This window comes from Kurthia sp. 11kri321, assembly GCF_001534765.1.
GTDB lineage: Bacteria > Bacillota > Bacilli > Bacillales_A > Planococcaceae > Kurthia > Kurthia gibsonii.
In genome coordinates this window covers 1,581,176-1,601,444 of record NZ_CP013217.1, presented here as the reverse complement: position 1 = coordinate 1,601,444, position 20,269 = coordinate 1,581,176, and the positions used below count along the sequence as shown (strand labels likewise).

Below are 20,269 nucleotides of genomic sequence, written 5' to 3'. Positions count from 1 at the left end.
TTTAGGAGGAGAATAAAATATGAAAGTAACTTTTTCAAAACAAAAACAATTTTCAAAAGAACAATTAGCAGAACTATATAACGATGTCGGTTGGTTTGCTTATACGCAAGATTTACCACAACTACAACAAGCCATTGAACAATCCCTTTATGTTGTAGGCGCTTATAAAGGGGAAGAATTGGTTGGTTTAGTTCGTGTTGTCGGTGATGGTTTAACAATCATCTATGTCCAAGATATTTTGGTAAAGGAAGCTGAACAAAATCAAGGAATTGCCTCGCACTTATTAGAGGATGTATTACACACATTTGCTTCTGTACGACAAAAAGTATTGTTAACGGAAGAAGCACCAGACGTTCGTCACTTCTATGAAAAGCACGGTTTTACATCTTGTAATCAAGGCGAAACAGTCGCTTTTGCAAAATTCACATAAACGAAAAAACACTTTGGAATCATTTCCAAGGTGTTTTTTTAGTTCAAATAGAAGGAATTCGATTATGAAACAGTGAAAAGGGAATAAGAAGAAAAAGTGTAAAGTAGGTGAAGAGATGGGAGATTTAAAAGCATTTATTTGGAAAGTGAAAAAATCGATTTATGCAGAGAATGCAGATCACTATGTACAAGGTGGATTACGCCATACAACATTCAAAGATGGTTTCTATCACTTTGAAAATCAAGAAATTGGCCATCGCTACTATTCTGGGCATGAGGTCATTTATAAAAAAGATGAACCTATTTGGACAATGGTTTATTCGGGTGGCATTTTAAATGATGATATAGGTGAGAAGCGACTATTATCTTTTTTACGCCGTGCCCTTGTAGAAGAGGAAAGGACCAATATATTACGTGGTCCGAGCTTCTACCAAGAGGAACATCTACTTTATTTGAATGAATTTTACGGTGGTATTGATCGATTTTCCGGACGTGAATATATCCGTTTTGGCACACATATTATTTATGAACTTCACTATAGCGGTGGTTTACTCGACTAAGTCAAGTAAACTCACATCAAGATGGTGCGTGACAGTCGCCATCTTTTGTAATGCAGTCACATCTTCAATGATATAAGTGCGACCTTGTTTCGATAACTTTTTCTGTTTAATGAAATGTGCAAAAACATGGAGTAAATGGCGATAAGAGACACCGAGATATTCACATACTTCGGTGTGCTTTTCTTTGTAAATACCTTCATGAGAAGAGATTAAAATAAATTCCGCAAGTCGATTTTCAAGTGGGAAGGAGAGCCCCTGTGCAAAGCGAGATGAGTGCATCGTAGCTTTTCGACTTAAATAGGCGCAAAGAAGGCGCAAGAAATGTGCATCTTGTAGTAAGAGAGATTTCACTTGTTGAATGGAAATCGCAAAACACTGTAAATCCGTTAATGCTTGTACTCCTTTTGAATAAGTGGCATCTTGTAACAATTCGAGTTCACCGATAAAAGCACCTGTTGTAATAAAGTTGAGTAATGCGACTTTACCATTCGGCTGCGTTGTGAAAATTTTTGCGCGCCCTTCTAATACATAATAAAGATAATCAGGGGTATCGCCTTCATGAATAATCATGTCACCACGCTGAAATGTTTGAACAGATAAAAAAGGTTCGATTGGAAAAGAAAATAGTGTATGGATAGGATGTATCTGTAATACCTGTTTTATGTCGTCTGTTTGTAAATTTTGCATCATTTACCACCTTAAATATGAGATATCTCACATTATTGTAGAGAAATACGTGCTAAACTGCAATAAGAAATGGAGTGAAAACATGAGAGAACAAAAGTGGATGGCACAACATTATTTTATCTTCTTCTTATCATGGGGGATTTTTCTACCGTATTGGACAGGGTATCTCGTACATGAAAAAGATGTAGCGATTGAATTAGCAAGTATGATGATGAGTGCAGGGTTAATATTGCGCGGGATTTCGACGATGTTCATCTTTCCGGCGATGGCAAACCGCTTTAGTCAAAGTACAGTACTGACAATTTTTATTTACGGCTCATTTTTAACGAGCGTATTATTTATTTTTACAAGTGATACAACGCTATTATTTATTTTAACGTGTTTACTAAGCTTCTTCTTACCAGCGATTATGCCAGGTTTGGATAGTACGGCAGGTATTTTAGTGCAAAAATATAATATTCATTATGGACGTAGTCGTTCATATGGTTCACTCGGTTTTATTGTATCGGTTATTATCGTGAGCCTTGTGTCTGCTCTTTACGGCGATCAATCGATGTTATGGCTTATGATAGCCTATACACTACTACTCGTGGCAGTCAATCTACAACGTGTACCAGAAGCATTAAAAGAAAAGCCAAATAAAAAAGTGAATAATGTTAGTTTTAAAACGATTTTTAAAACACGCCATTTCGTTTTTATTTTAATTTTAGTTACATTAATCCAAGGTTCACATGCAGCCTATTATAATTATGGCTATCTCTATTTAGAACATTTAGAAGTTCCAAAATATTTGATTGGGATTGTCATTAACGTGGGGGTTGGATTTGAAATCCTACTATTTGCGATTGCTGACCGCGTATTTTCAAAGTGGAGTCCAGCTAAATTATTCGTCTTAGCATCAATCGGTGCATCACTGCGCTGGTTACTTGCCTTTGCTGTACCAAATGCATGGATATTTACTGCGTCACAAAGTTTACACGCTTTATCGTTTGCAGTCTCACATTTTGCCTTTATAATGTATTTAGCAAAAGAACTGGAATATACACAGATTACAAAAGCACAAGGAATCTATTCCGCTTTTGCATTAAGTTGGGGAACAGCGATTCTAACGGTTATTAGCGGTTATTTCTATAATACCCAACCGAATTTTGCATTCGCTGCTATGTTTGTTTTCACATTACCAGCACTCGTTGGTTCACTTTATTTATATAAGAAGACGAAAGCAACCGAAAACATTTAAAGGAGTAAGAATTTGAAGAAATATATCACATTATTTTTTGCTGTGTTATTGCTTGCAGGATGTAATATACAAGGGCAAACTGCGAAAGAACCACCGACTGTTAAAATAGAAGCAGACGGTAAAAGTTATGATACTGTTCTTGGGACGTTTTGTTGGAATGGTAAGTGTGAGGATCATGCAGGGCCTGTTGAATTAATGAAAGACAAAGTGACATTACAAGTGAAGGCAGGCGAAAAGCTTCAATTGAAGCAGAGTACGACGAATCTTCCTACAACTTCTTTTTTAACAGAACTTAATTCCATTGAACAAGGAAAAGATTTACCGTTAACAGAAGATGGGACGTTTACAGCGCCGACACAACCAGGAACATATTACTATGGTTATACGGCTTCTTGGCGTGATGAAAAGAAAGATGTATCAATTGGCGATGCACAGTATGCCTTCGCTTTAAAAGTATTACCATAAGAAAAAATCTCGAAATCAATTTGATTTCGGGATTTTTTTACTTTATTTAAAAATAAAGGTTGAAATATTCAGAAAAATAGATTATATTAATCCTACAGGAATACTAGGTTAAAGAAGGAGTGAGAAAATGATTCAAATGGTAGGAACAGGGTTACTATGTGGCGCACTACTTGGTTTCGTCTTACAAAGAGGGCGCTTTTGTTTAACAGGTGGTTTTCGAGATTTATATTTAACGAAAAATACACGTATGTTTAATGCTTTATTACTTGCGATTGCGATTCAAGCAGTCGGTGTCTATGCACTCATTCATTTTGATTTATTAGTATATGAAGCAGGAACGTATTCATTCGTAGCTGTAGCACTTGGCTCATTTATTTTTGGGGTTGGTATTATTCTAGCAGGAGGTTGTGCAACAGGTACATGGTATCGCGCAGCGGAAGGATTAGTCGGTAGTTGGATTGCACTAATTTTTTATATGTTAACGAGTGCCATGATGAAGACAGGGGCATTCAAACCAATTCATGACGCTCTTCAAAGTATGCAAGTACGTGATAATTCGATTGCACGTACATTCGGTGTCAATGTGTGGGTACTTATTATCTTTTTCATCGGTGTTGTGGCACTCATTCTTGTAAAAGAAGCACGAAAACCAAAAATCTTCATTCCACAACTAAAGCCGAAAAAAACAGGTATCGCGCATCTGTTATTTGAGAAGCGCTGGTCAACTTATGTGACAGCTTCCTTAATCGGTGTGATTGCGATTTTAGCATGGGTATTCAGTGAAGCAAGTGGTCGCATGTCGGGTTTAGGTATTACAACCCCATCTGCCAATATCGTGCAATATGCTGTAACAGGTGATGTACAGTATATTAACTGGGGTGTTTTCTTAGTACTCGGTTTATTGATTGGTTCATATATCGCCGCAAAAGGAAGTGGCGAGTTCCGTCTACGTGTACCCGATCCTAAAACCATCGTTTCTAGCCTATGTGGTGGTGTGCTAATGGGGTTCGGTGCAAGCTTAGCAGGTGGTTGTACAATCGGAAACGGTCTTGTACAAACAGCGATGTTCTCATGGCAAGGTTGGATTTCACTTGGTTTCATTATTCTAGGAGTTTGGACAGCGACTTATTTCGTATTCGTTCGTCCAACAATTAAAAAAACAGCGCAACAACCAACTGTTGCACAAACAAATTAGGAGGAATTTTATATGGTAAAAGTATTAGAAACAGCAGGGCAAGTTTGTCCATTTCCATTAGTAGAAGCGAAGGCGGCACTTGAAACACTTACATCAGGCGAGGAATTAGAAATTCGCTTTGATTGTACACAAGGAACGGATTCGATTCCACGCTGGGCAGCAGAAGAAGGGCATACTGTAACGAATTTTGAACAAGTGGGTGATGCGGCTTGGACGATTACCGTACAAAAGAAATAGCCACTTGTTTACAGAATACATTTCCTATGGCATCATACTAATGACTCTATAAATAAAAAGGTTGATGACAATGGAACAAAAATTCAAAGTGAATCAAATGCTGACGAATCGTCAAACAGGTCACGTCGAAAAAATTTATGCGACAACACCAGACGGTCAACCATTTGACTTACTCGAAATTAGTATTTTAACGCATTATGAAGTGATTACATTAGAAGCGTTAGAAGAAAAGTTACAACAAGCAGGGATCACATATGAATTAGTGCCTGTTGGTCGCACATATCTTCTAACTGTCGCAACAAAAGAAGATGCAGAACGCTTCATTGAACAGATCGCACCGCTTTATAATGAAGTACTACAATAATAAAAGAGGAATTTCGTCAAATACATGATGAAATTCCTCTTTTTTACTTTTTAAAATACTATGTGTGTGCATGCAATATGAGAATTTCATATGCTGTTACTTTAACATTTTAAAGCATTGTCAATCATTTAAAAATCTTCATTTAGACATATCCTATGTACGCCAATTTTTACATACGTCCACCCATTCAATACTTTGTGCATAGCGTTCTAATTCTGGAATCGTTAATTCGATGGCGGAATTACTACTACCACAAGCTGGGAATACCGTCGTGAATCGCTTAAGTGATTCATCTAAATAAACGCGTATCCCTTCATTAATACCGAATGGACAAACCCCACCAATCGCATGACCAATGGTTTCTTCTACTTCTTCTGGTTTTAGCATGCGAGGCTTTAGTTGAAAAGTCGCTTTGAATTTCGCGTTATCAATTTTCGTATCACCAGCCGCTACAATTAGAATCGGCTGTTCTACCCCGTTAAATGATAAAGTTTTCGCAATGCGTTCAGGTTCACAACCAAGTGCTTGCGCTGCTTCCTGTACAGTAGCCGTACTTGCATCAAATGTTTGAATCTGTTCTACTAAATCAAATTGTTCAAAGTATTGTTGTGCTCGTTCGAGTGACATCTCTTGCTCCTCCTTTGTTATTTGCATGATATAATGATAACGTAATCAATTGAGAAAACCAACGCAATTGTTTGAATATTTCATTTATTAAGGAGAGATTAGAATGGACGGACGTAAGAGAAGTACGATTCATAAAGGACTGGCAGTGGCGATTGTCTTAAAACAAGATCAGCGCACAGGAAAAGAAACAGTCGGTGTTGTTAAAGATATTTTGACGAATAGCCCATCACATCCGCACGGTATTAAAGTACGCTTAGAAGATGGTCAAGTAGGCAGAGTGTGTAGAATTCTTGACAATGCATAGATTTTTAGACATCATTCTCCATTTATGAATTGCCCAAACAAATCTTGGTTGGTACTATAGAATAGTATGAATATTTGTATAGAGATGAATAGGTAGGGAAATGCACATGAGAATTTTAAATTTCATCATTATTTATGTCGTTGTATTAGCACTTGGTATGGGTGCAATTGCACTAGGTGTACCACAAACAGCAGCACTTTGGTTCTTCACCATTGCCGCAATCGTGTTAGTAATCGGCTATATGTATGCGATGACATCAACGAAGAACACAAAGTTAACATTATTTGCGATTAAGTTTCAAAAACGTTCGCCGATGTTTGCGTATGTCTTTGCGGTTAAAGACGGTACATTAGAAGACGAACTAGAAGCGATTGAGTTAGTGAAAAAGAAAGTGAAAAATCCTGAAACGGTTTATGACTATGAATTTTTAGGTTATATTCGCCAAAAGGATCTAGTCAATGCGTACGAAATCATTAAAAAGATGAAATCGAGTCCACGTAAACGTTTAAATATCGCAATTTACGAAGCAGAAGCTGGTAAATACGGTGTGGCACGTAGCCATGATTTAGACTTCATCTGGATGGAAGATTATATCGAAGCATATGTCGCAAACCTTCAAGGTAATAAAGAACGTTATGAAGAATATATGCAAAAAACAATCGAAGGCACAAAAGGTTTACAACGCCTAACGAATGAAGCCATCTACGCACGTGATCTACGTGAATGGGATGCGGCACATCAAAAGAAGAAAAAGAAAAAATAATGAAGGAGCTGTGTATACAGCTTCTTTTTATATAGAATGAAAAATCCCTTATTTATGGATAAAATTTCAATTTTTTCTAGAATTATTACCTTAGCGAACTAATTTATGCAAAACTGATTGTATGCAGATGTGTCTAAAAAGACTACAATATAGTTAAGAATTTAAATATTTAGGGGATGGAAGGAAAAAACTTAAGTATTTAAATGCTATTTATGATAGGAGTGAGATAATATGCAACTATTCGAAGTACCTGTAGGAGCGAGAGAAAAGTTTTTGAATTTATTAATCCTTGCAGATGAGGATGAAGCAGTCGTTAGAGAATATATGAATGAAGGTAGACTATTCGAAATCACAGAAAAGATGGAGAGAGTCGGGGTTATTCAAACAATTGAATGCGACGGTTATTCCGAAGTGAAGAATATTGCCATAACTCCAGAGCGTCAAGGTCAGGGGATTGGGAAAAAAGCTTTACGCTTCGTTGAAAAGATTTTATACGACGATGGAGCTCAGATCATGAAAGTTGGGACAGCAAATTCATCTATTAGCAATATCGCTTTTTATCAAAAGGCAGGTTATCGCCTAGATTCAATTCAGCATGATTTTTTTTCAAATTATAAAGAACCGATTTTTGAAAATGGAATTCAAGCGATTGATTTATTATACTTCTCAAAAGAATTATAAGAATTTACAAAATAGTATGATGTAGCTTGATGAAAGAAAACACCTTCTTGTGAAGACACAAGGGTGTTTTTTTTATATGGTCAAAAGAACTACGATTATATTGTAAGCCGATAGAAAAGCGTGTATGTGTCTGGAAATATCAAAAAAATAGCATAAAAAATATACAATTCCTTTCTTGTACTATAACAAAAATGATTGTATCAATACAATAAAACGCGAATTTTCTCTTTTAAATTATTATTTTCTGTTTTGAGTACCTTTTTTGCTTATTAAATCAATTCTTTTACTTATTTATGAAAATATTGGTTCTTTTTTGATGTAAACGGTTATATTTTACTTGTAACAGAAAATAACGTACATAAAGTAGGGGGAATGAACATGAAACAGGTTCAAGATATTCGAGTAACAGCAGCAGATCCATCTGGTATCGGTCTATTTGGTTTAGCTATTGTCACATTGGTGGCATCAACGCAGAAGCTGGAATGGACAGAGGGATTAGGCTTTGTTCTCCCATGGGCAATCTTTTTAGGGGGTTTTGCACAATTATATGCTTCAATGATTGATGCAAAATTAGGAAATACATTTGGCGCAACAGCATTCGGTGCATATGGCTTCTTCTGGTTAGCTGTAGGCGGTGGCTGGTTAATTCAAGCAGGCGTGTTAGGCGAAACACTTGCTTCACAATTAGATGTACACCAACTCGGTGTTGTATATTTAGGCTATTTAGCATTTACAATTTTCATGACAATTGGTGCATTAGAAACAAACAAGGTATTGTTCTTAATCTTCTTCTTAATCAATTTCTTATTCTTAGGTTTAGGATTAAGTTCACTAGGTATCTTAGAAACTTCAATGCACAATATGGCTGCAATTTCTGAATTATTAATCGGATTATTAAGTGTCTACGGTGCAGGCGTAAATGTTCTAAACCGTCACTTCGGTTTTGAATTCTTACCACTAGGCAAACCATTCAACATCATTGGTCGCCGTCGTGAAAAAGCAAAAGCTTCAGACATGGCAACACACTCATAATAGTAAAAGGGAGTCGATTCGTGAATCGGCTTCTTTTTTTATCTTTCAAATCTAGCATAAGTATTCTTTTATGGTATATACTAACAATAGGGTCAGCTTCAAAAGGAGCAAATTAACATGACAACACAAACACAAAAAGTATACTATCCAACAACAGCGATTAGTGACGGACAACATGGTGAAGGGTTCGTTGCGGGGGGGATTCGTCCAATTCGTGAAGATTTCACGTTATTCGGTAAAGCGATTACAGTGAAGTTGCCTGTTGGAGAAAACGGGGCAGTACTAGAAGCGATTGCACAGGCAGAGCGCGGCGATGTACTCGTTGTCGATGCGAGAGGCGATGTGAATCGTGCGATTGCAGGTGATTTCGTGATGAGTATGATGAAAGCGGTAGGCATTGCGGGACTGGTTGTTGATGGTGTGATTCGTGATATCGAAGCAGCACGCGCATTAGACTTCCCTGTGTTTTGTAAAGGAACGACAGCTGTTGCGGGTGTGAAAAATGGTGGCGGACGTGTTCAAGTACCTGTCGCAATTGGAGAGGTAGCGGTACAGCCAGGCGATTATATTTTTGGAGATGCGGACGGTGTGATTGTCGTGCCGCAGTCAAACATTGATGAAGTGTTAGAGCGTACGCAAGCGAAAATCCAAAGTGATGCAGAACGAGAAGCAGCAGTGTTACAAACAGAAGAAACGGTGCGTGCGTACTTAGCGAAAGTGACAAGTAAATAAAAGTTGAGGAGAAGAATCGTGTAAACGATTCTTTTCTTTTATATAGATCTAGAGATAGGATTAACTTGATTAGAAATATATTGTAAACCTATGCTTTGAACGTCATTTAGTTATGTTCGTAATATGTATTGTACAGTGGTTTAAATGCTTTTTTTAACATTTGTATATTTTCTGTATTATTTGAAATAATATCGATTACATCAGAGTTTATATACAACAAAAAATCATCAGAATAGAATACTATATATGATTCAGGGTTTCCTTTTTTAATAGAGAAACAGTAGTTATATACATCTGTACAATTTAGTTTTTTTAGTTTCGTTAAAATAACTCGAACATCTGGAGTATGGTATAGATTTTCGGTGATTTCTTGCCAATTTTTTAATTGAATGACTTTTCCAATTCCTGTTTTAACATATATATTTTTATTTTGAAAAATATAACCAGAAATAAAAATTGTTTGTATAGATTTAGTTTTGAATATTTTTTCTAAAATAGATTTCAAGTTTTTTAATGTGAGTTTATCTAAAATGAATCTTATTCTTTTATGATGATTCGTTTGAAAATAAGGCGTTTCTTTATTGGGTGTAAAGTCAATGTTCAAGTTTTTTAGTTCAACCATTAATAGAGTCTCCAATCTTTTTATAATCTTAATTATGAAATTCTTTTGTAAAATAATCAATAAAATAAAGGATTTTCCTTTTGTAGCTCGAATATGAAAAGTGTACGACTAATCAAAGGAGTGGATTTAGATGTCGAAAAAAGTGTTAATCATTGCAGGAGATGCAGTAGAGGCTTTAGAAGTGTACTATCCATATTATCGTTGTTTAGAGCAAGGGTATGATGTGACGATTGCAGCGCCAAGCGTGAAAAAGATTCAAACTGTGATTCATGATTTTATTGATGGCATGGACACATATGTTGAGAAAACAGGCTATGGTTTAGAAGCAAATGCAGCTTTCGAAGATGTAAATCCAGATGAATTTGATGGTTTAATCATTCCTGGCGGGAGAGCGCCTGAATATTTACGTTTGAATGACCATGTAGCGAAGATTGTCCGTCATTTCTTTGAAGCAGACAAACCAGTTGCGGCTGTCTGTCACGCGGCACAAATTTTTGCGGTGATTCCAGATGTTATTAAGGGACGTGAGCTAACAGCTTATATCGCTTGTAAACCAGAAGTACAGGCAGCAGGTGCAACATATGTTGAAGAACATCTGCATACAGAAGGAAATCTTGTATCAGGACATGCATGGCCTGATTTACCAGGATTAATGAAAGGCTTTATTCAATTACTTGAAAAATAAATAATTCTAATGAGAAACGGCAACAAATGCTGTTTCTCATTTTTTGTAGAGCTAGTGTGATAACGCTACACTTCAGAACTATGTGGAGAGATACACTTCGCTGTATATAAAAACAGGTTGGGACATAAATGCAAAAAAACACATCCCACATGAGCATAAGAAAAACTGGACTCGCGCTATAGCGCGAGTCCAGTTTTTCGTTGCGAACGCTAAAAATGGGAAGTGACTTGTTTTGTCCCAGCCTGTCTTTTAAATTCCTTTTCGATTAAAGAGAACAATAGCAAGCAGGTGGCAGGCGATTATACAAATACTTGTTGTAATCAGAACACCTGTATAGTCGGACCAGACGTATTCACCTTGGAGTACTAAATTATTTTCAGAGATGAGACGAATGAATGATAGATCTTTTAATTTCTCGAATAGTGAAATAATAAAAAGAACGATGAGAATGCCAACCGCAAATAATAATGTGCCAAAGAATGAGCGGAATAAGACATTACCTAAAATTAAGACGGAAGCGACGAAAATACCGAACAGCCAGAGTAAAAAGACAGATAAGAATAAATGCTGAACGTCTTCTTTCGGCCAGTAGTAGATTGTATAAGCATAAACGACAAGTACGGATAACACGTAAACAATCGTCCACATGATCATAGAGAATAATGATTTGACGAGTATGACAGATGTACGTGACAATCCTTTCGTTAATGGAATCACGAGTGTACCATGTTGGCGCTCATTTGCTAAGCTCGCACCGAAGATTAGGACGAAAACGAATAAGCCGATTTGTGAAAAGTTTTTAAAGAATTGTTGCCACGAATCGAGTGCTGTCGGTATCGGGAACGAGTCTGCTACATCTTTTGATAAGAAGTTCCCTAAAATTTCAGGCATGAATTTTGCAGTGAGAGGACTAGAAAATGCAAGAATGAAAAAGACGGTTGCTAGAATGAGCAGTCTATAGTTGCGGAGGAAGTCTATCCATTCTTTCTTAAAAAGTGCCGATACTTGATTCATGATTGAATCACCTCCAAAAAGACATCTTCGAGTGTCGATTGTTCAATCTCAATGGATTGAATGGCAATCTGTTGCTGAATACATTGTTCGAAAATCTGTTGTTGTGTTGCAAGTAAATTCGTCGATGGAATCGTGAATGTTGTACCGCTCTGTGTCGCATTCGTTAGGAGCGGCTTTAGTTTTTCAGCGTCAGCCATTTGCTGTACGACAACGCGTAAAATCGGTTTTTGATGTTGTTTTAAAATATCCGATACTTTACCGCTCAATTGGAACGTACCATTGTGTAAAAAGGCGACGCGGTCACAAATTTTCTCGGCATCACTTAAAATATGCGTTGAGAAAATAACGGTGGTTTCATGTTTAATTTTTTGCAAAATCTCAATCATTTCGCGGCGACCTACAGGATCGAGTGCGGAAGTCGGTTCATCACAGATCAATACTTTCGGTTGGTGAATGAGTGCCTGTGCAATGCCAAGACGTTGCTTCATACCGCGTGAAAATCCACCAATACGCTTACGGTTGAAGGGAAGACCCACTAAAGCTAAATATCTTTTTGCTCGTTCTACGCGTACTTTTTTATCTAATCCTGTAACTTCACCACAAAATAGTAAATATTCATAGGCTGTCATATACGGATAGAATGAAGGAACGTCGGGTAAGTAACCGACATGTTGATTCGTCGATGTCTTACCAAAGCGTACAGATTCGCCTAGAATTCGCACATCTCCCTGATCGGCCTTTAATAACCCCAGCATAATCTTCATTAAGGTTGTTTTACCTGCACCATTTTGTCCAAGTAATCCAAAAATTTGACCTTCTTCTATTTTAATTGAGATATCATTTAAAACAGTATGTGTACCAAACTTTTTATGAATATGATCAATATGAATCATCACGTTCACCTCGTCCGAATAAGAAATAAACAATTGGTCCAATAATCTGGATGAATAATACGATGAGAATCCACATGATGCGGTTACCAAAGCGATAGTGTGGGTGGCGAATAACATGAACGAGTGCAACAATCGCGAGCGTCCATTCTAAAATAATAAGTGGAATTAGAATCGGTAATAGCTCTCTGACTTGATCCATTATGCATTCACTCCTAACATATGTGTTAAATTACTTACTAGCACTTGATAACGTGCATCTTGTTTTAATGGCTCAAACATCGGGTTTTTTTCAACAATATCTAGCAGACTTTGACGTAGAGAGGCTTCATCGCGTGGCATTGTCTGACCTAAATCAAGTTCGCGTAATAGCCATTCATCTACTTTATTAAAGTAATCGTCTCCATGTAATGTAATCGGGAACGGTGTTTGTTCAATTACATGTAAGTAGCGCTGTAAAGCTTCAAAAGCAGCATCTAACTTTCCTTGAATGGTATAACCTTGAGCTGCACCAATATACATAGAAATACATGAATTGATATGAAGCGTATTAAGCTGGAATAAACGAATTAAGCCAAAGCCGCGTTCAACCGTCTCTTGAAAACGTTCTTCATCTTGTAATTGCATTTGTAAATAATTTGCGAGAATAAAGACATTACTCACGATTTTTTGAAATAATGAAATTTGATACGTTTCTTCTGCCTTGTCACTTTGTTGTAATTGTAAATAGGCACTTGCAAGCACTAAATCATTCCCCGCATAGGCTTCTACCTCCTCGCCAAAGAGTGCAATGACTTGTTGTGGTTCGTTTTTAATGAGTGCAATTTGCGCTTGTAATGAACGACAAAGTTGTAACAGACGTAGGTCGCTTGATTGTTGTTGAATGCGAATACAGAGCGATTCAGCTAATGATAAAATTTCTTTCGTGCGTTCCCCTGCTAATTGGGTATAATTAAGTAGTAAGACAGAAATTTGCATTAATAAAGGGAAACAAGCATAGTATTCTTTAATAATGTTTTGAATTTCAGCATATACCTCATCAAATGGTTTTTGTTGAAAATCATTGGCTAGGCGCATATATAATTGTTGGATGTGTTCTTTTGACATTTGCGGTTCATAACCGAGTAAGTCATCAATCGAACAATTAAAATACGTAGCGAGTTTTGGGAGTACCGACAAATCAGGATAACTCTGATTCGTTTCCCACTTTGAAACAGCTGCAGTTGATACACCCACATAATGTGCGACATCTTGTTGGGTTTTGCGTTCTTTTTTTCGTAGCGTTACTAAGCGATTTGATAAATCAAACATATGATCAGCTCCTTTACATAAAGTATAAAACTAAAAAAGGGGAAAATCGAACGACTTATATTTATATTTGATTAAAAAAATCAACTATTGGTTGAATAATAGAGAAGGAGTGACGAATTACGTGTCACTGACGAAACAACTAAGAGAAGCTGGGCATCCAGAATTAGCTCAGTATTATGAAGAAAAAAATAAACAAGCGATGATTGCATATATGCGTCAATTTGATGTGGTCGCATATCATACATTGTCACTATTACTTGCGCAATTAGAAGCTGTAACAGAGACAACGAATGAGACAGAAAAGATTTTTTGGCAAGACCTAGACATTGCCATTGAAGAATTTTTAATGGCGGAAAAGGAGACAGATTTCCCATATGTCATAGAAGAATCGCTCGTTACTATCTATGCGCAGGCGATTGCTGGAAATTCAGAAGCGATGATGCAGTTGGCTAAGTACTATCAAAATCAGGAATTATATGAAGCTGCGTATGATTGGTATGAGATTGGTATGCAATTAGAAGTAGGGGAAGCTTACTATTGGCATGGGAATTATGCCTTTTTAGGTCGTGTTATTGAACACGACCTAAAAGTAACGTATGAAGCTTATTTACGCGCTTCACAGCTTGGTTATCCAGATGCTGTAAACAATTTAGCAGACATGTATTTGCGTGGTGAATATGTTGAGCAGAATGACGCAAAAGCAGCAGAGATTTTTAAGGAAGCTGCAAAACTAGGTGTGAAGGAGTCCATGTACACACTTGGCTATTTATATCATCATGGGAGAGGTGTTCTAAAAGATGAAGAACATTCGGCTTATTGGTATCATCAATCGGCGCTACATGGCGATGTTTTTGCGATTAATAAACTAGGACACGAGGCATTCGCAGAAGATGATGGTGAACGTGCGCTTAGTTGGTATCAAAAAGCAGCAGATTTGCAAGATCCTTATGGCGAGTATAATGTCGGTTTTTGCTATGAATCGGGTATAGGTACACCAATTGATTTAAAAAAAGCGAAAATATGGTATCAAAGAGCCGCATTGCATGGTGATGAAGAAGCAAAAAAACGTTTAAAAGAACTCGCGAAAGGATGAAGAATGTGCTAGAAGTGATTGTGACAACCGTAGAAGATGCAATTATTGCAGAAGCAGGAGGGGCTGACCGTCTCGAGTTATGTATTTCCATGGAAGAAGGAGGTATCACACCCAGTCTAGGCAAGATTAAAAATGTCATTAGTGCAGTGAGTATTCCTGTACATGTAATGTTGCGCCCACATAGTAATAGTTATCACTATACAGTCGAAGATTTTTCAGTTATGTTAGATGATTTACGTGTCATTCAATTATTTGGTGCGCGCGGTGTCGTACTAGGTGGATTAACGAAAGAAAACTTCATCGATAACATTCTATTACAAGATTTACTGCCCCACTGTGAAGGACTCAATGTGACGTTTCACCGTGCATTTGATGAAGTGGAAGATCAAATTGAAGCGTTACACCAACTAAAGAAATATCCGCAAATTAAGCAAGTCTTAACTTCAGGTGGTCCAGGGACAGCGCTTGATAATCTAATACAAATAGAGGCGTTACTTTATGAAACATCGCATGAACGAATGCATATTTTAGCAGCTTCAGGAATTGACCCAACGAATGTAGCACAATTACTTGAAATTGGTGTAACGAATATTCATGTAGGCTCGGGCGTACGTTTTGGGAAAAGTTTTCATCAGCCAATTAATATCGAAATGATTCGTAAAATAAAACAATTAATGGAGAGCTATTTAACATGACTGCATTTGTATTTGATTTAGATGGTACGATTTGTTTTAAAGGAAAACCTCTACAAACGGATATTTTAGCTGCATTTGAACAGTTGGAAGAAGATGGTCATGAGGTTATTTTTGCTTCTGCACGCCCGATTCGTGATATGTACCCAGTCTTACCAAAGTATTATTGGCATCATCGGATGATTGGTGGGAATGGGGCATTTATTTTTAATGGTGAAAAAGTAGAAGTGCATGCTTTTTCGAAAGAAGTGCGTGAAAAAATAGACGAACTTATTGAAGAGCATCGTCTCACGTATTTAATGGATAGTGCATGGGATTATAGTTTTACAGGTTCAAACACACATCCAATCTATACACAGCTTGATTCACTCAAGCTTGCTGAGAATAAAGAGAGACAGCAATTGAGTGATTGGGTAAAGTGTGTGCTATTTACAGAAGATGAGATGATTTTTCAATCATTAGAAGCAATGGATTGTGTCATCCATCGACATCAAAAAGAAGGTATTTTAGATATTAGTCCTTGTGGTATCACAAAAGAAGCAGGACTAAAACAGCTCGGTATTCTGCCAGGTACATATATTGCATTTGGTAATGATCAAAATGATTGTCGTATGTTAGAAGAGGCAAAAATATCTGTTTGTGTAGGTGGAAATGAAGAAGTAAGGAAGTATGCGACGTATGGATGTGACGAACAACAAGTAGCGCATATGATGAGACAATTATCGAATGAATGGAAAGAAATTAACATATAGATTATATAATAAAGCATAAATTTCTTTAAGTTTATGCTTTTTTTATGAAAAAATGTCAAAAAAGTGAATTTATTTTATATATACTATTATGGGATTAAATGCATAAAAATAGCATGAAATACTAATGAAAATAAGTATTTATACTCATTGCGAAAGGTATAAAAAACTAAAAATTTTGAAAATTAAACAATTTACTATAAAGATTTGAATTTTCAATAATCAATTCAAATGACCATAAAATGCTAAGTATTGTACAAAAATAGCTCGTTCATGTTAGTATACAATTACTAGTGATAGAACAACTAGAATTTTTCTAATGGGAAGTGATTATATGTTAACTGTTAAAATTTCAAGAGAAGATGTAAGTTACGTAGTTGAAGTTATGACACAAGCAACATTAGATGTAAAAAGTATGACTGTAAAATCTCTGCATGATATGGTATATACATTAGGCCGTCTTGCACATATTAATGACGTTCATTTTTTTATTCCAAGTGATTTAGAAACCTCTCTAGTCAAGTCATTACAAGTCGAGTATCCAGGAGAAGTGTATGAACATCGAATTACAGTCCAATAATGCAATGAGTATTTACATGAAAAAGGAGGCGACATCCAATTAGTCGCTCCTTTATTTTTAACTGAAGACGCATTGAAAAGCAGGGCTATCTTCCTCTTTTTAATGTGTTAAAATTTTTTCATAAGCATAACATGGAATATTTTCCCCATAAGAAACATTACCGACATACTGGTAATGATTTTTTTTTGCCACGCGTTGCATCGGTATATTCTCTGTATGTGTATCAAGCCGGATTTGTTTAAACCCTTTGGCGTGAACAACTTCCTCAATCGCTTGTAAAAACTGTGTACCAATTCCTTTTGCCGCTGTTTCTTTTGCCACAGCCATACGATGAATCGCAATATAAGGATCATTTGAAGACCATTTGCCATTTAATGCATCGTAAGCAGGCTCACCGTCTTCGTCCAAGCAAACTGTTCCAATGATTTGCTGTCCATCCATCAATACATAACTTTTCTGTTGTTCCACATCTTTTTTCATCTGTTCTAGGTCAGGGTAGCTATTTTGCCACTGAGGTAGACCAAGCTGTTTTAAATTCGCGCGTCCATCTTCAATAATCTCCATAATGCGTGTAATTTGTTCTTTTTTTGCTTGTACTAATCGCATCGTATCACCTCTTTTGTAGTATAACGTAAAAATGTTATTCTACAAATATTTAGAATATTTAGGAAAACACTTGACTATAACAGATAAATTATTTATATTGTGTTATATAACAAATTAAATTGAACAGGGGTTGACGATATGAGAAATAAAGAATTACTATTAATTCCAGGCCCGACACCAGTGAGAGACGACATTTATGATGCACTTAGCCAAGAGACAATGGGACATACAGATCCACGATTTGCACGCATTTATAAAAATTCAATCGAAATGACAAAGGAATTATTTAATCATCCTGCAGAAGCATATGTTATTTCAGGTTCAGGAACACTGGCGATGGAGATGGCAATCGTCAACACTGTTTCAAAAGGTGAACGTTTATTAGTAATTAGTCATGGCTTCTTTGGGGACCGTTTTGTACCACTTGCAAAAGCTTTCGGCATTGAAGTCGATGTGATTCAAGCAGAATGGGGCAAACAGATTTCAAAAAAAGCTGTTATAGAACAATTAAAACAACGTGAATATAAAGCGGTTACAGTAACGCATGTCGATACATCTACAGGCGTTGTTGCAAATATTCAAGAATTAATTCCTGTTGTTAAAAGAGCAGGTGCATTATTCATTTTGGACGGTGTATGTGCAACGACAGCACTAGAAGAAGATATGTCAAAAGAGTATGGGCAAGAAGGCGCAAAAATTGATGTAGTCTTAACTGGCTCACAAAAAGCGATTGGTGCACCTCCAGGGCTTGCGATTATTGCATTTTCAGAAGAGGCGGTTGCCGCACGTGAAGCATTAGAGAATGTGCCAGCTTATTACGCAGATATTCATAACTGGCGTAAAGTAATGGACGACCCAACAGCTTATTTTGCAACACCACCTGTTAATTTGATTTATGCATATGAATGTGCGATGAAAATTGTACTTGAAGAAGGGATGGAGGCGCGCGTGGAAAGACATGAAAATTACGGTGCAGCGATTCGTCGTGCACTAATTGCATACGGTATGAAGCCATTGGCAAAAGAAGAAGCAGCTGCTCCAACATTAAGCTGTATTTTATATCCTGAAGGTGTAGAAGATCATGTATTCAGAGCGAAACTAGCTGATCGTGGTATTATCGTAGCAGGTGCGTTAGCTCATTTATCTGGCAAAGCATTCCGAATCGGTCATATGGGTAACACAACACCGCAAATGCTTGAACAGGCGATTTGCCAAATCGGTGAAGTATTAGAAGAGATGGGACATAGCGTAACAATTGGTGCCGCTCTAAAAGCATTTAGAGAAGTATTAGGTAGTAAAGCAACGATTTCATAATCATAGAATAATCCGACTTGTTTTCGAACAAGTCTTTTTTTATATGAAAATAGTCATACATATTGCTTAAGTATATTAAAAAGATGTATTCTGTTAAGTAGGTTTATGAAAACATAAAAAGGAGCGTTCACATGAAAAAACAGCATCATCTGTCTCTATTTATTGTATTTAGTATGATTATGGTCTTTTTAGTACTAAATACACAGATGGAGGCAAAAGCTAAAACACCTACTTACATAATTACACCGAGCAGTAAGCCATACAATGTAACGTATAGTAAATATAGTACATATAACCAACATACAAAACATTATTATGTATTACGTTCCTATTTAGAACGTTTTGAAAAAACAAAAGGTGGAAAACTCATCTTAAAAAAGGGAACATACACAATTTCTAATACACTCTATGTTCCTTCTAATGTGACCATTCAACTTGAAAATGGAGCAAAGTTAGTAAAAGGAACAAAGACAGGTACAAGCCAGTTTAAGGCGGCTAGTTCCATGTTCCAATTAATTGCACCTTCAAAATCAGGTAAAAAAGGTGTTTACGGTAAGTATAATGGAGAGAAAAATATTCAATTCATAGGTAAAGGTACCGCAACAATTGATCTAAATTATGTTGAAAAAGGTATTGGTATTATTATGGGGCATAATCAGAATGTTTTAGTAGACCGCATTCAATTTCGTCATATGAATTATGCGCATTTTATTGAAATGGATGCTTCCAAAAATGTAACAGTAAAAAATTCAACATTTAAATATGCAAAAGACCCCCTTTATTCTGTAAAAGAAGCAATTAATCTAGATACACCAGATCGCTCAACAAAAGGATGGAGTCAGGAGTGGAGTAAATTTGATGCACAACCAAATAGTCATGTATTGATTGAAAATAATACATTTGAGGATATTCCACGTGCTGTAGGTACACATAAATATTCGTATAAAAAATTACATGACCGTATAACAATTCGTCAAAATAAAATGGTGAATTTGCGTAGTGACTATATTCGTGCGCTCAACTGGTCGAATGCTGTCATTGAGAAAAATACATTTACAATGAGTTCGAAAAATAAGCGTAATGAAGTAGTAAAAGGTATTGCGGCGAGTGGAACAAAAAACCCGATAATCCGCAACAATACATTTAACTATATGGCCATCTCGATGATGTTCTTCACATTCTCAAATACTGGTGGAGGCACAACGAAAAAAGTGTTTGCAGATTTATCGAAAGCCAATAAAGAAGCATTGATGACGAATACGTTTAAAAACTTAAAAACACCATATATCCAGATTCGTGACAATATTCAATCAAATGGTTCACGTAAAACAGAAACCATTCGATTAGACGATTCAGTTTTACGTTAATAAAAGATTTCTAAAAGGAGCTTCCGCATA

At 36.5% G+C, this 20,269-nt stretch carries 27 protein-coding genes; 19 read left to right on the top strand and 8 right to left on the bottom strand.

Annotation, left to right across the window (positions count from 1 at the left end):
• Positions 1-19: 19 nt before the first annotated feature.
• Together ASO14_RS08270 and ASO14_RS08265 are read left to right on the top strand one after the other, a co-directional pair.
• On the top strand, positions 20-430 hold the full coding sequence (locus ASO14_RS08270; RefSeq protein WP_068453760.1) for a GNAT family N-acetyltransferase: 411 nt from the start codon (positions 20-22) through the stop codon (positions 428-430).
• Positions 431-545: 115 nt separating this feature from the next.
• Entirely contained in the window at positions 546-989 is a 444-nt protein-coding gene (locus ASO14_RS08265; RefSeq protein WP_068453759.1) for a DUF5680 domain-containing protein, read from the top strand.
• Here the strand turns inward: ASO14_RS08265 and yeiL are convergent.
• Positions 978-1,676 carry a transcriptional regulator YeiL gene (gene yeiL, locus ASO14_RS08260; RefSeq protein ID WP_068453758.1) on the bottom strand — a complete coding sequence of 233 codons (699 nt, stop codon included), beginning with the start codon at positions 1,674-1,676 and terminating at the stop codon, positions 978-980. The two genes, ASO14_RS08265 and yeiL, sit on opposite strands and share 12 nt — an antisense overlap.
• A gap of 82 nt (positions 1,677-1,758) precedes the next feature.
• Here yeiL and ASO14_RS08255 point away from each other — a divergent pair, with 82 nt between their 5' ends.
• The 5 genes from ASO14_RS08255 (at position 1,759) to ASO14_RS08235 (ending at position 5,177) form a co-directional block, all read left to right on the top strand.
• Positions 1,759-2,916, top strand: coding sequence for an MFS transporter (locus ASO14_RS08255; RefSeq protein ID WP_068453754.1), 1,158 nt, complete (start codon positions 1,759-1,761; stop codon positions 2,914-2,916).
• Between the two features lie 12 nt (positions 2,917-2,928).
• On the top strand, positions 2,929-3,381 hold the full coding sequence (locus ASO14_RS08250; protein WP_068453753.1) for a membrane lipoprotein lipid attachment site-containing protein: 453 nt from the start codon (positions 2,929-2,931) through the stop codon (positions 3,379-3,381).
• 127 nt (positions 3,382-3,508) lie between these two features.
• Positions 3,509-4,576, top strand: a complete 1,068-nt coding sequence (locus ASO14_RS08245; protein WP_068453751.1) for a YeeE/YedE family protein — start codon at positions 3,509-3,511, stop codon at positions 4,574-4,576.
• A 12-nt stretch (positions 4,577-4,588) separates the two neighbouring features.
• Entirely contained in the window at positions 4,589-4,813 is a 225-nt protein-coding gene (locus ASO14_RS08240) for a sulfurtransferase TusA family protein (protein ID WP_068453749.1), read from the top strand.
• 70 nt (positions 4,814-4,883) lie between these two features.
• Entirely contained in the window at positions 4,884-5,177 is a 294-nt protein-coding gene (locus tag ASO14_RS08235) for a hypothetical protein (protein ID WP_068453745.1), read from the top strand.
• Positions 5,178-5,330: 153 nt separating this feature from the next.
• Here ASO14_RS08235 and ASO14_RS08230 read toward each other — a convergent pair whose 3' ends face one another.
• Positions 5,331-5,804, bottom strand: a complete 474-nt coding sequence (locus ASO14_RS08230) for a YbaK/EbsC family protein (RefSeq protein ID WP_068453743.1) — start codon at positions 5,802-5,804, stop codon at positions 5,331-5,333.
• Positions 5,805-5,907: 103 nt separating this feature from the next.
• Between ASO14_RS08230 and ASO14_RS08225 the strand changes: the two genes are divergently transcribed.
• The 5 genes from ASO14_RS08225 (at position 5,908) to ASO14_RS08205 (ending at position 9,316) form a co-directional block, all read left to right on the top strand.
• Entirely contained in the window at positions 5,908-6,108 is a 201-nt protein-coding gene (locus tag ASO14_RS08225; protein WP_068453740.1) for a YwbE family protein, read from the top strand.
• Positions 6,109-6,214: 106 nt separating this feature from the next.
• Positions 6,215-6,871, top strand: a complete 657-nt coding sequence (locus tag ASO14_RS08220) for a hypothetical protein (RefSeq protein WP_068453738.1) — start codon at positions 6,215-6,217, stop codon at positions 6,869-6,871.
• A gap of 231 nt (positions 6,872-7,102) precedes the next feature.
• Positions 7,103-7,552, top strand: a complete 450-nt coding sequence (locus ASO14_RS08215) for a GNAT family N-acetyltransferase (protein ID WP_068453733.1) — start codon at positions 7,103-7,105, stop codon at positions 7,550-7,552.
• Between the two features lie 378 nt (positions 7,553-7,930).
• Positions 7,931-8,584, top strand: coding sequence for an acetate uptake transporter (locus ASO14_RS08210; RefSeq protein WP_068453731.1), 654 nt, complete (start codon positions 7,931-7,933; stop codon positions 8,582-8,584).
• Positions 8,585-8,701: 117 nt separating this feature from the next.
• Positions 8,702-9,316, top strand: a complete 615-nt coding sequence (locus ASO14_RS08205; RefSeq protein ID WP_068453730.1) for an RraA family protein — start codon at positions 8,702-8,704, stop codon at positions 9,314-9,316.
• A 106-nt stretch (positions 9,317-9,422) separates the two neighbouring features.
• On the opposite strand, the gene ASO14_RS08200 is transcribed toward ASO14_RS08205, so the two are convergent.
• Positions 9,423-9,938 carry a hypothetical protein gene (locus ASO14_RS08200; protein WP_068453726.1) on the bottom strand — a complete coding sequence of 172 codons (516 nt, stop codon included), beginning with the start codon at positions 9,936-9,938 and terminating at the stop codon, positions 9,423-9,425.
• A 130-nt stretch (positions 9,939-10,068) separates the two neighbouring features.
• Between ASO14_RS08200 and ASO14_RS08195 the strand changes: the two genes are divergently transcribed.
• Positions 10,069-10,623 (top strand): DJ-1/PfpI family protein, encoded by a 555-nt coding sequence (locus ASO14_RS08195; protein ID WP_068453725.1) that lies wholly within the window; start codon positions 10,069-10,071, stop codon positions 10,621-10,623.
• 249 nt (positions 10,624-10,872) lie between these two features.
• Here the strand turns inward: ASO14_RS08195 and ASO14_RS08190 are convergent, their stop codons facing one another.
• The 4 genes from ASO14_RS08190 to ASO14_RS08175 are packed head-to-tail and all read right to left on the bottom strand — an operon-like array spanning position 10,873 to position 13,838.
• A complete protein-coding gene (locus ASO14_RS08190; RefSeq protein ID WP_068453724.1) occupies positions 10,873-11,637 on the bottom strand; it encodes an ABC transporter permease in 765 nt (254 codons plus the stop codon).
• Positions 11,634-12,530, bottom strand: coding sequence for an ABC transporter ATP-binding protein (locus ASO14_RS08185; RefSeq protein ID WP_068453722.1), 897 nt, complete (start codon positions 12,528-12,530; stop codon positions 11,634-11,636). Before ASO14_RS08185 ends, ASO14_RS08190 begins: the two co-directional genes overlap by 4 nt.
• On the bottom strand, positions 12,517-12,729 hold the full coding sequence (locus ASO14_RS08180) for a PLD nuclease N-terminal domain-containing protein (protein ID WP_068453720.1): 213 nt from the start codon (positions 12,727-12,729) through the stop codon (positions 12,517-12,519). The genes ASO14_RS08185 and ASO14_RS08180 overlap by 14 nt, the downstream gene beginning before the upstream one ends.
• Positions 12,729-13,838, bottom strand: coding sequence for a helix-turn-helix domain-containing protein (locus ASO14_RS08175; RefSeq protein WP_068453717.1), 1,110 nt, complete (start codon positions 13,836-13,838; stop codon positions 12,729-12,731). The genes ASO14_RS08180 and ASO14_RS08175 overlap by 1 nt, the downstream gene beginning before the upstream one ends.
• 121 nt (positions 13,839-13,959) lie before the next feature.
• Here ASO14_RS08175 and ASO14_RS08170 point away from each other — a divergent pair, with 121 nt between their 5' ends.
• The 4 genes from ASO14_RS08170 (at position 13,960) to ASO14_RS08155 (ending at position 16,952) form a co-directional block, all read left to right on the top strand.
• Positions 13,960-14,931, top strand: coding sequence for a tetratricopeptide repeat protein (locus tag ASO14_RS08170; protein WP_068453715.1), 972 nt, complete (start codon positions 13,960-13,962; stop codon positions 14,929-14,931).
• Between the two features lie 5 nt (positions 14,932-14,936).
• A complete protein-coding gene (locus ASO14_RS08165; protein WP_068453714.1) occupies positions 14,937-15,626 on the top strand; it encodes a copper homeostasis protein CutC in 690 nt (229 codons plus the stop codon).
• Positions 15,623-16,375, top strand: a complete 753-nt coding sequence (locus ASO14_RS08160) for an HAD-IIB family hydrolase (RefSeq protein WP_068453713.1) — start codon at positions 15,623-15,625, stop codon at positions 16,373-16,375. Before ASO14_RS08165 ends, ASO14_RS08160 begins: the two co-directional genes overlap by 4 nt.
• A 331-nt stretch (positions 16,376-16,706) precedes the next feature.
• Positions 16,707-16,952: a hypothetical protein gene (locus ASO14_RS08155; RefSeq protein WP_068453711.1), complete on the top strand. Its 246-nt coding sequence runs from the start codon at positions 16,707-16,709 to the stop codon at positions 16,950-16,952.
• A gap of 99 nt (positions 16,953-17,051) precedes the next feature.
• Here the strand turns inward: ASO14_RS08155 and ASO14_RS08150 are convergent, their stop codons facing one another.
• Entirely contained in the window at positions 17,052-17,558 is a 507-nt protein-coding gene (locus ASO14_RS08150; protein WP_068453709.1) for a GNAT family N-acetyltransferase, read from the bottom strand.
• A 138-nt stretch (positions 17,559-17,696) separates the two neighbouring features.
• On the opposite strand from ASO14_RS08150, the gene ASO14_RS08145 reads away from it, so the two are divergent.
• Both ASO14_RS08145 and ASO14_RS08140 read left to right on the top strand, forming a co-directional pair.
• Positions 17,697-18,872 carry a pyridoxal-phosphate-dependent aminotransferase family protein gene (locus ASO14_RS08145; protein WP_068453707.1) on the top strand — a complete coding sequence of 392 codons (1,176 nt, stop codon included), beginning with the start codon at positions 17,697-17,699 and terminating at the stop codon, positions 18,870-18,872.
• Between the two features lie 131 nt (positions 18,873-19,003).
• Positions 19,004-20,239, top strand: coding sequence for a right-handed parallel beta-helix repeat-containing protein (locus tag ASO14_RS08140; RefSeq protein WP_082701427.1), 1,236 nt, complete (start codon positions 19,004-19,006; stop codon positions 20,237-20,239).
• Positions 20,240-20,269: the final 30 nt, after the last annotated feature.

What these genes read in the sequence shown, in the direction of transcription:
- ASO14_RS08255 (WP_068453754.1), top strand. Translation starts at nt 1,759, where the DNA reads ATGAGAGAACAAAAGTGGATGGCACAACATTATTTTATCTTCTTCTTA.
- ASO14_RS08265 (WP_068453759.1), top strand. Translation starts at nt 546, where the DNA reads ATGGGAGATTTAAAAGCATTTATTTGGAAAGTGAAAAAATCGATTTAT.
- ASO14_RS08180 (WP_068453720.1), bottom strand. Translation starts at nt 12,729, where the DNA reads ATGGATCAAGTCAGAGAGCTATTACCGATTCTAATTCCACTTATTATT.
- ASO14_RS08225 (WP_068453740.1), top strand. Translation starts at nt 5,908, where the DNA reads ATGGACGGACGTAAGAGAAGTACGATTCATAAAGGACTGGCAGTGGCG.
- ASO14_RS08270 (WP_068453760.1), top strand. Translation starts at nt 20, where the DNA reads ATGAAAGTAACTTTTTCAAAACAAAAACAATTTTCAAAAGAACAATTA.
- ASO14_RS08145 (WP_068453707.1), top strand. Translation starts at nt 17,697, where the DNA reads ATGAGAAATAAAGAATTACTATTAATTCCAGGCCCGACACCAGTGAGA.
- ASO14_RS08240 (WP_068453749.1), top strand. Translation starts at nt 4,589, where the DNA reads ATGGTAAAAGTATTAGAAACAGCAGGGCAAGTTTGTCCATTTCCATTA.
- ASO14_RS08245 (WP_068453751.1), top strand. Translation starts at nt 3,509, where the DNA reads ATGATTCAAATGGTAGGAACAGGGTTACTATGTGGCGCACTACTTGGT.
- ASO14_RS08205 (WP_068453730.1), top strand. Translation starts at nt 8,702, where the DNA reads ATGACAACACAAACACAAAAAGTATACTATCCAACAACAGCGATTAGT.
- ASO14_RS08160 (WP_068453713.1), top strand. Translation starts at nt 15,623, where the DNA reads ATGACTGCATTTGTATTTGATTTAGATGGTACGATTTGTTTTAAAGGA.
- ASO14_RS08200 (WP_068453726.1), bottom strand. Translation starts at nt 9,938, where the DNA reads ATGGTTGAACTAAAAAACTTGAACATTGACTTTACACCCAATAAAGAA.
- ASO14_RS08185 (WP_068453722.1), bottom strand. Translation starts at nt 12,530, where the DNA reads ATGATTCATATTGATCATATTCATAAAAAGTTTGGTACACATACTGTT.
- ASO14_RS08190 (WP_068453724.1), bottom strand. Translation starts at nt 11,637, where the DNA reads ATGAATCAAGTATCGGCACTTTTTAAGAAAGAATGGATAGACTTCCTC.
- ASO14_RS08140 (WP_082701427.1), top strand. Translation starts at nt 19,004, where the DNA reads ATGAAAAAACAGCATCATCTGTCTCTATTTATTGTATTTAGTATGATT.
- ASO14_RS08210 (WP_068453731.1), top strand. Translation starts at nt 7,931, where the DNA reads ATGAAACAGGTTCAAGATATTCGAGTAACAGCAGCAGATCCATCTGGT.
- ASO14_RS08230 (WP_068453743.1), bottom strand. Translation starts at nt 5,804, where the DNA reads ATGTCACTCGAACGAGCACAACAATACTTTGAACAATTTGATTTAGTA.
- ASO14_RS08195 (WP_068453725.1), top strand. Translation starts at nt 10,069, where the DNA reads ATGTCGAAAAAAGTGTTAATCATTGCAGGAGATGCAGTAGAGGCTTTA.
- ASO14_RS08155 (WP_068453711.1), top strand. Translation starts at nt 16,707, where the DNA reads ATGTTAACTGTTAAAATTTCAAGAGAAGATGTAAGTTACGTAGTTGAA.
- ASO14_RS08150 (WP_068453709.1), bottom strand. Translation starts at nt 17,558, where the DNA reads ATGCGATTAGTACAAGCAAAAAAAGAACAAATTACACGCATTATGGAG.
- yeiL (WP_068453758.1), bottom strand. Translation starts at nt 1,676, where the DNA reads ATGCAAAATTTACAAACAGACGACATAAAACAGGTATTACAGATACAT.
- ASO14_RS08175 (WP_068453717.1), bottom strand. Translation starts at nt 13,838, where the DNA reads ATGTTTGATTTATCAAATCGCTTAGTAACGCTACGAAAAAAAGAACGC.
- ASO14_RS08215 (WP_068453733.1), top strand. Translation starts at nt 7,103, where the DNA reads ATGCAACTATTCGAAGTACCTGTAGGAGCGAGAGAAAAGTTTTTGAAT.
- ASO14_RS08235 (WP_068453745.1), top strand. Translation starts at nt 4,884, where the DNA reads ATGGAACAAAAATTCAAAGTGAATCAAATGCTGACGAATCGTCAAACA.
- ASO14_RS08220 (WP_068453738.1), top strand. Translation starts at nt 6,215, where the DNA reads ATGAGAATTTTAAATTTCATCATTATTTATGTCGTTGTATTAGCACTT.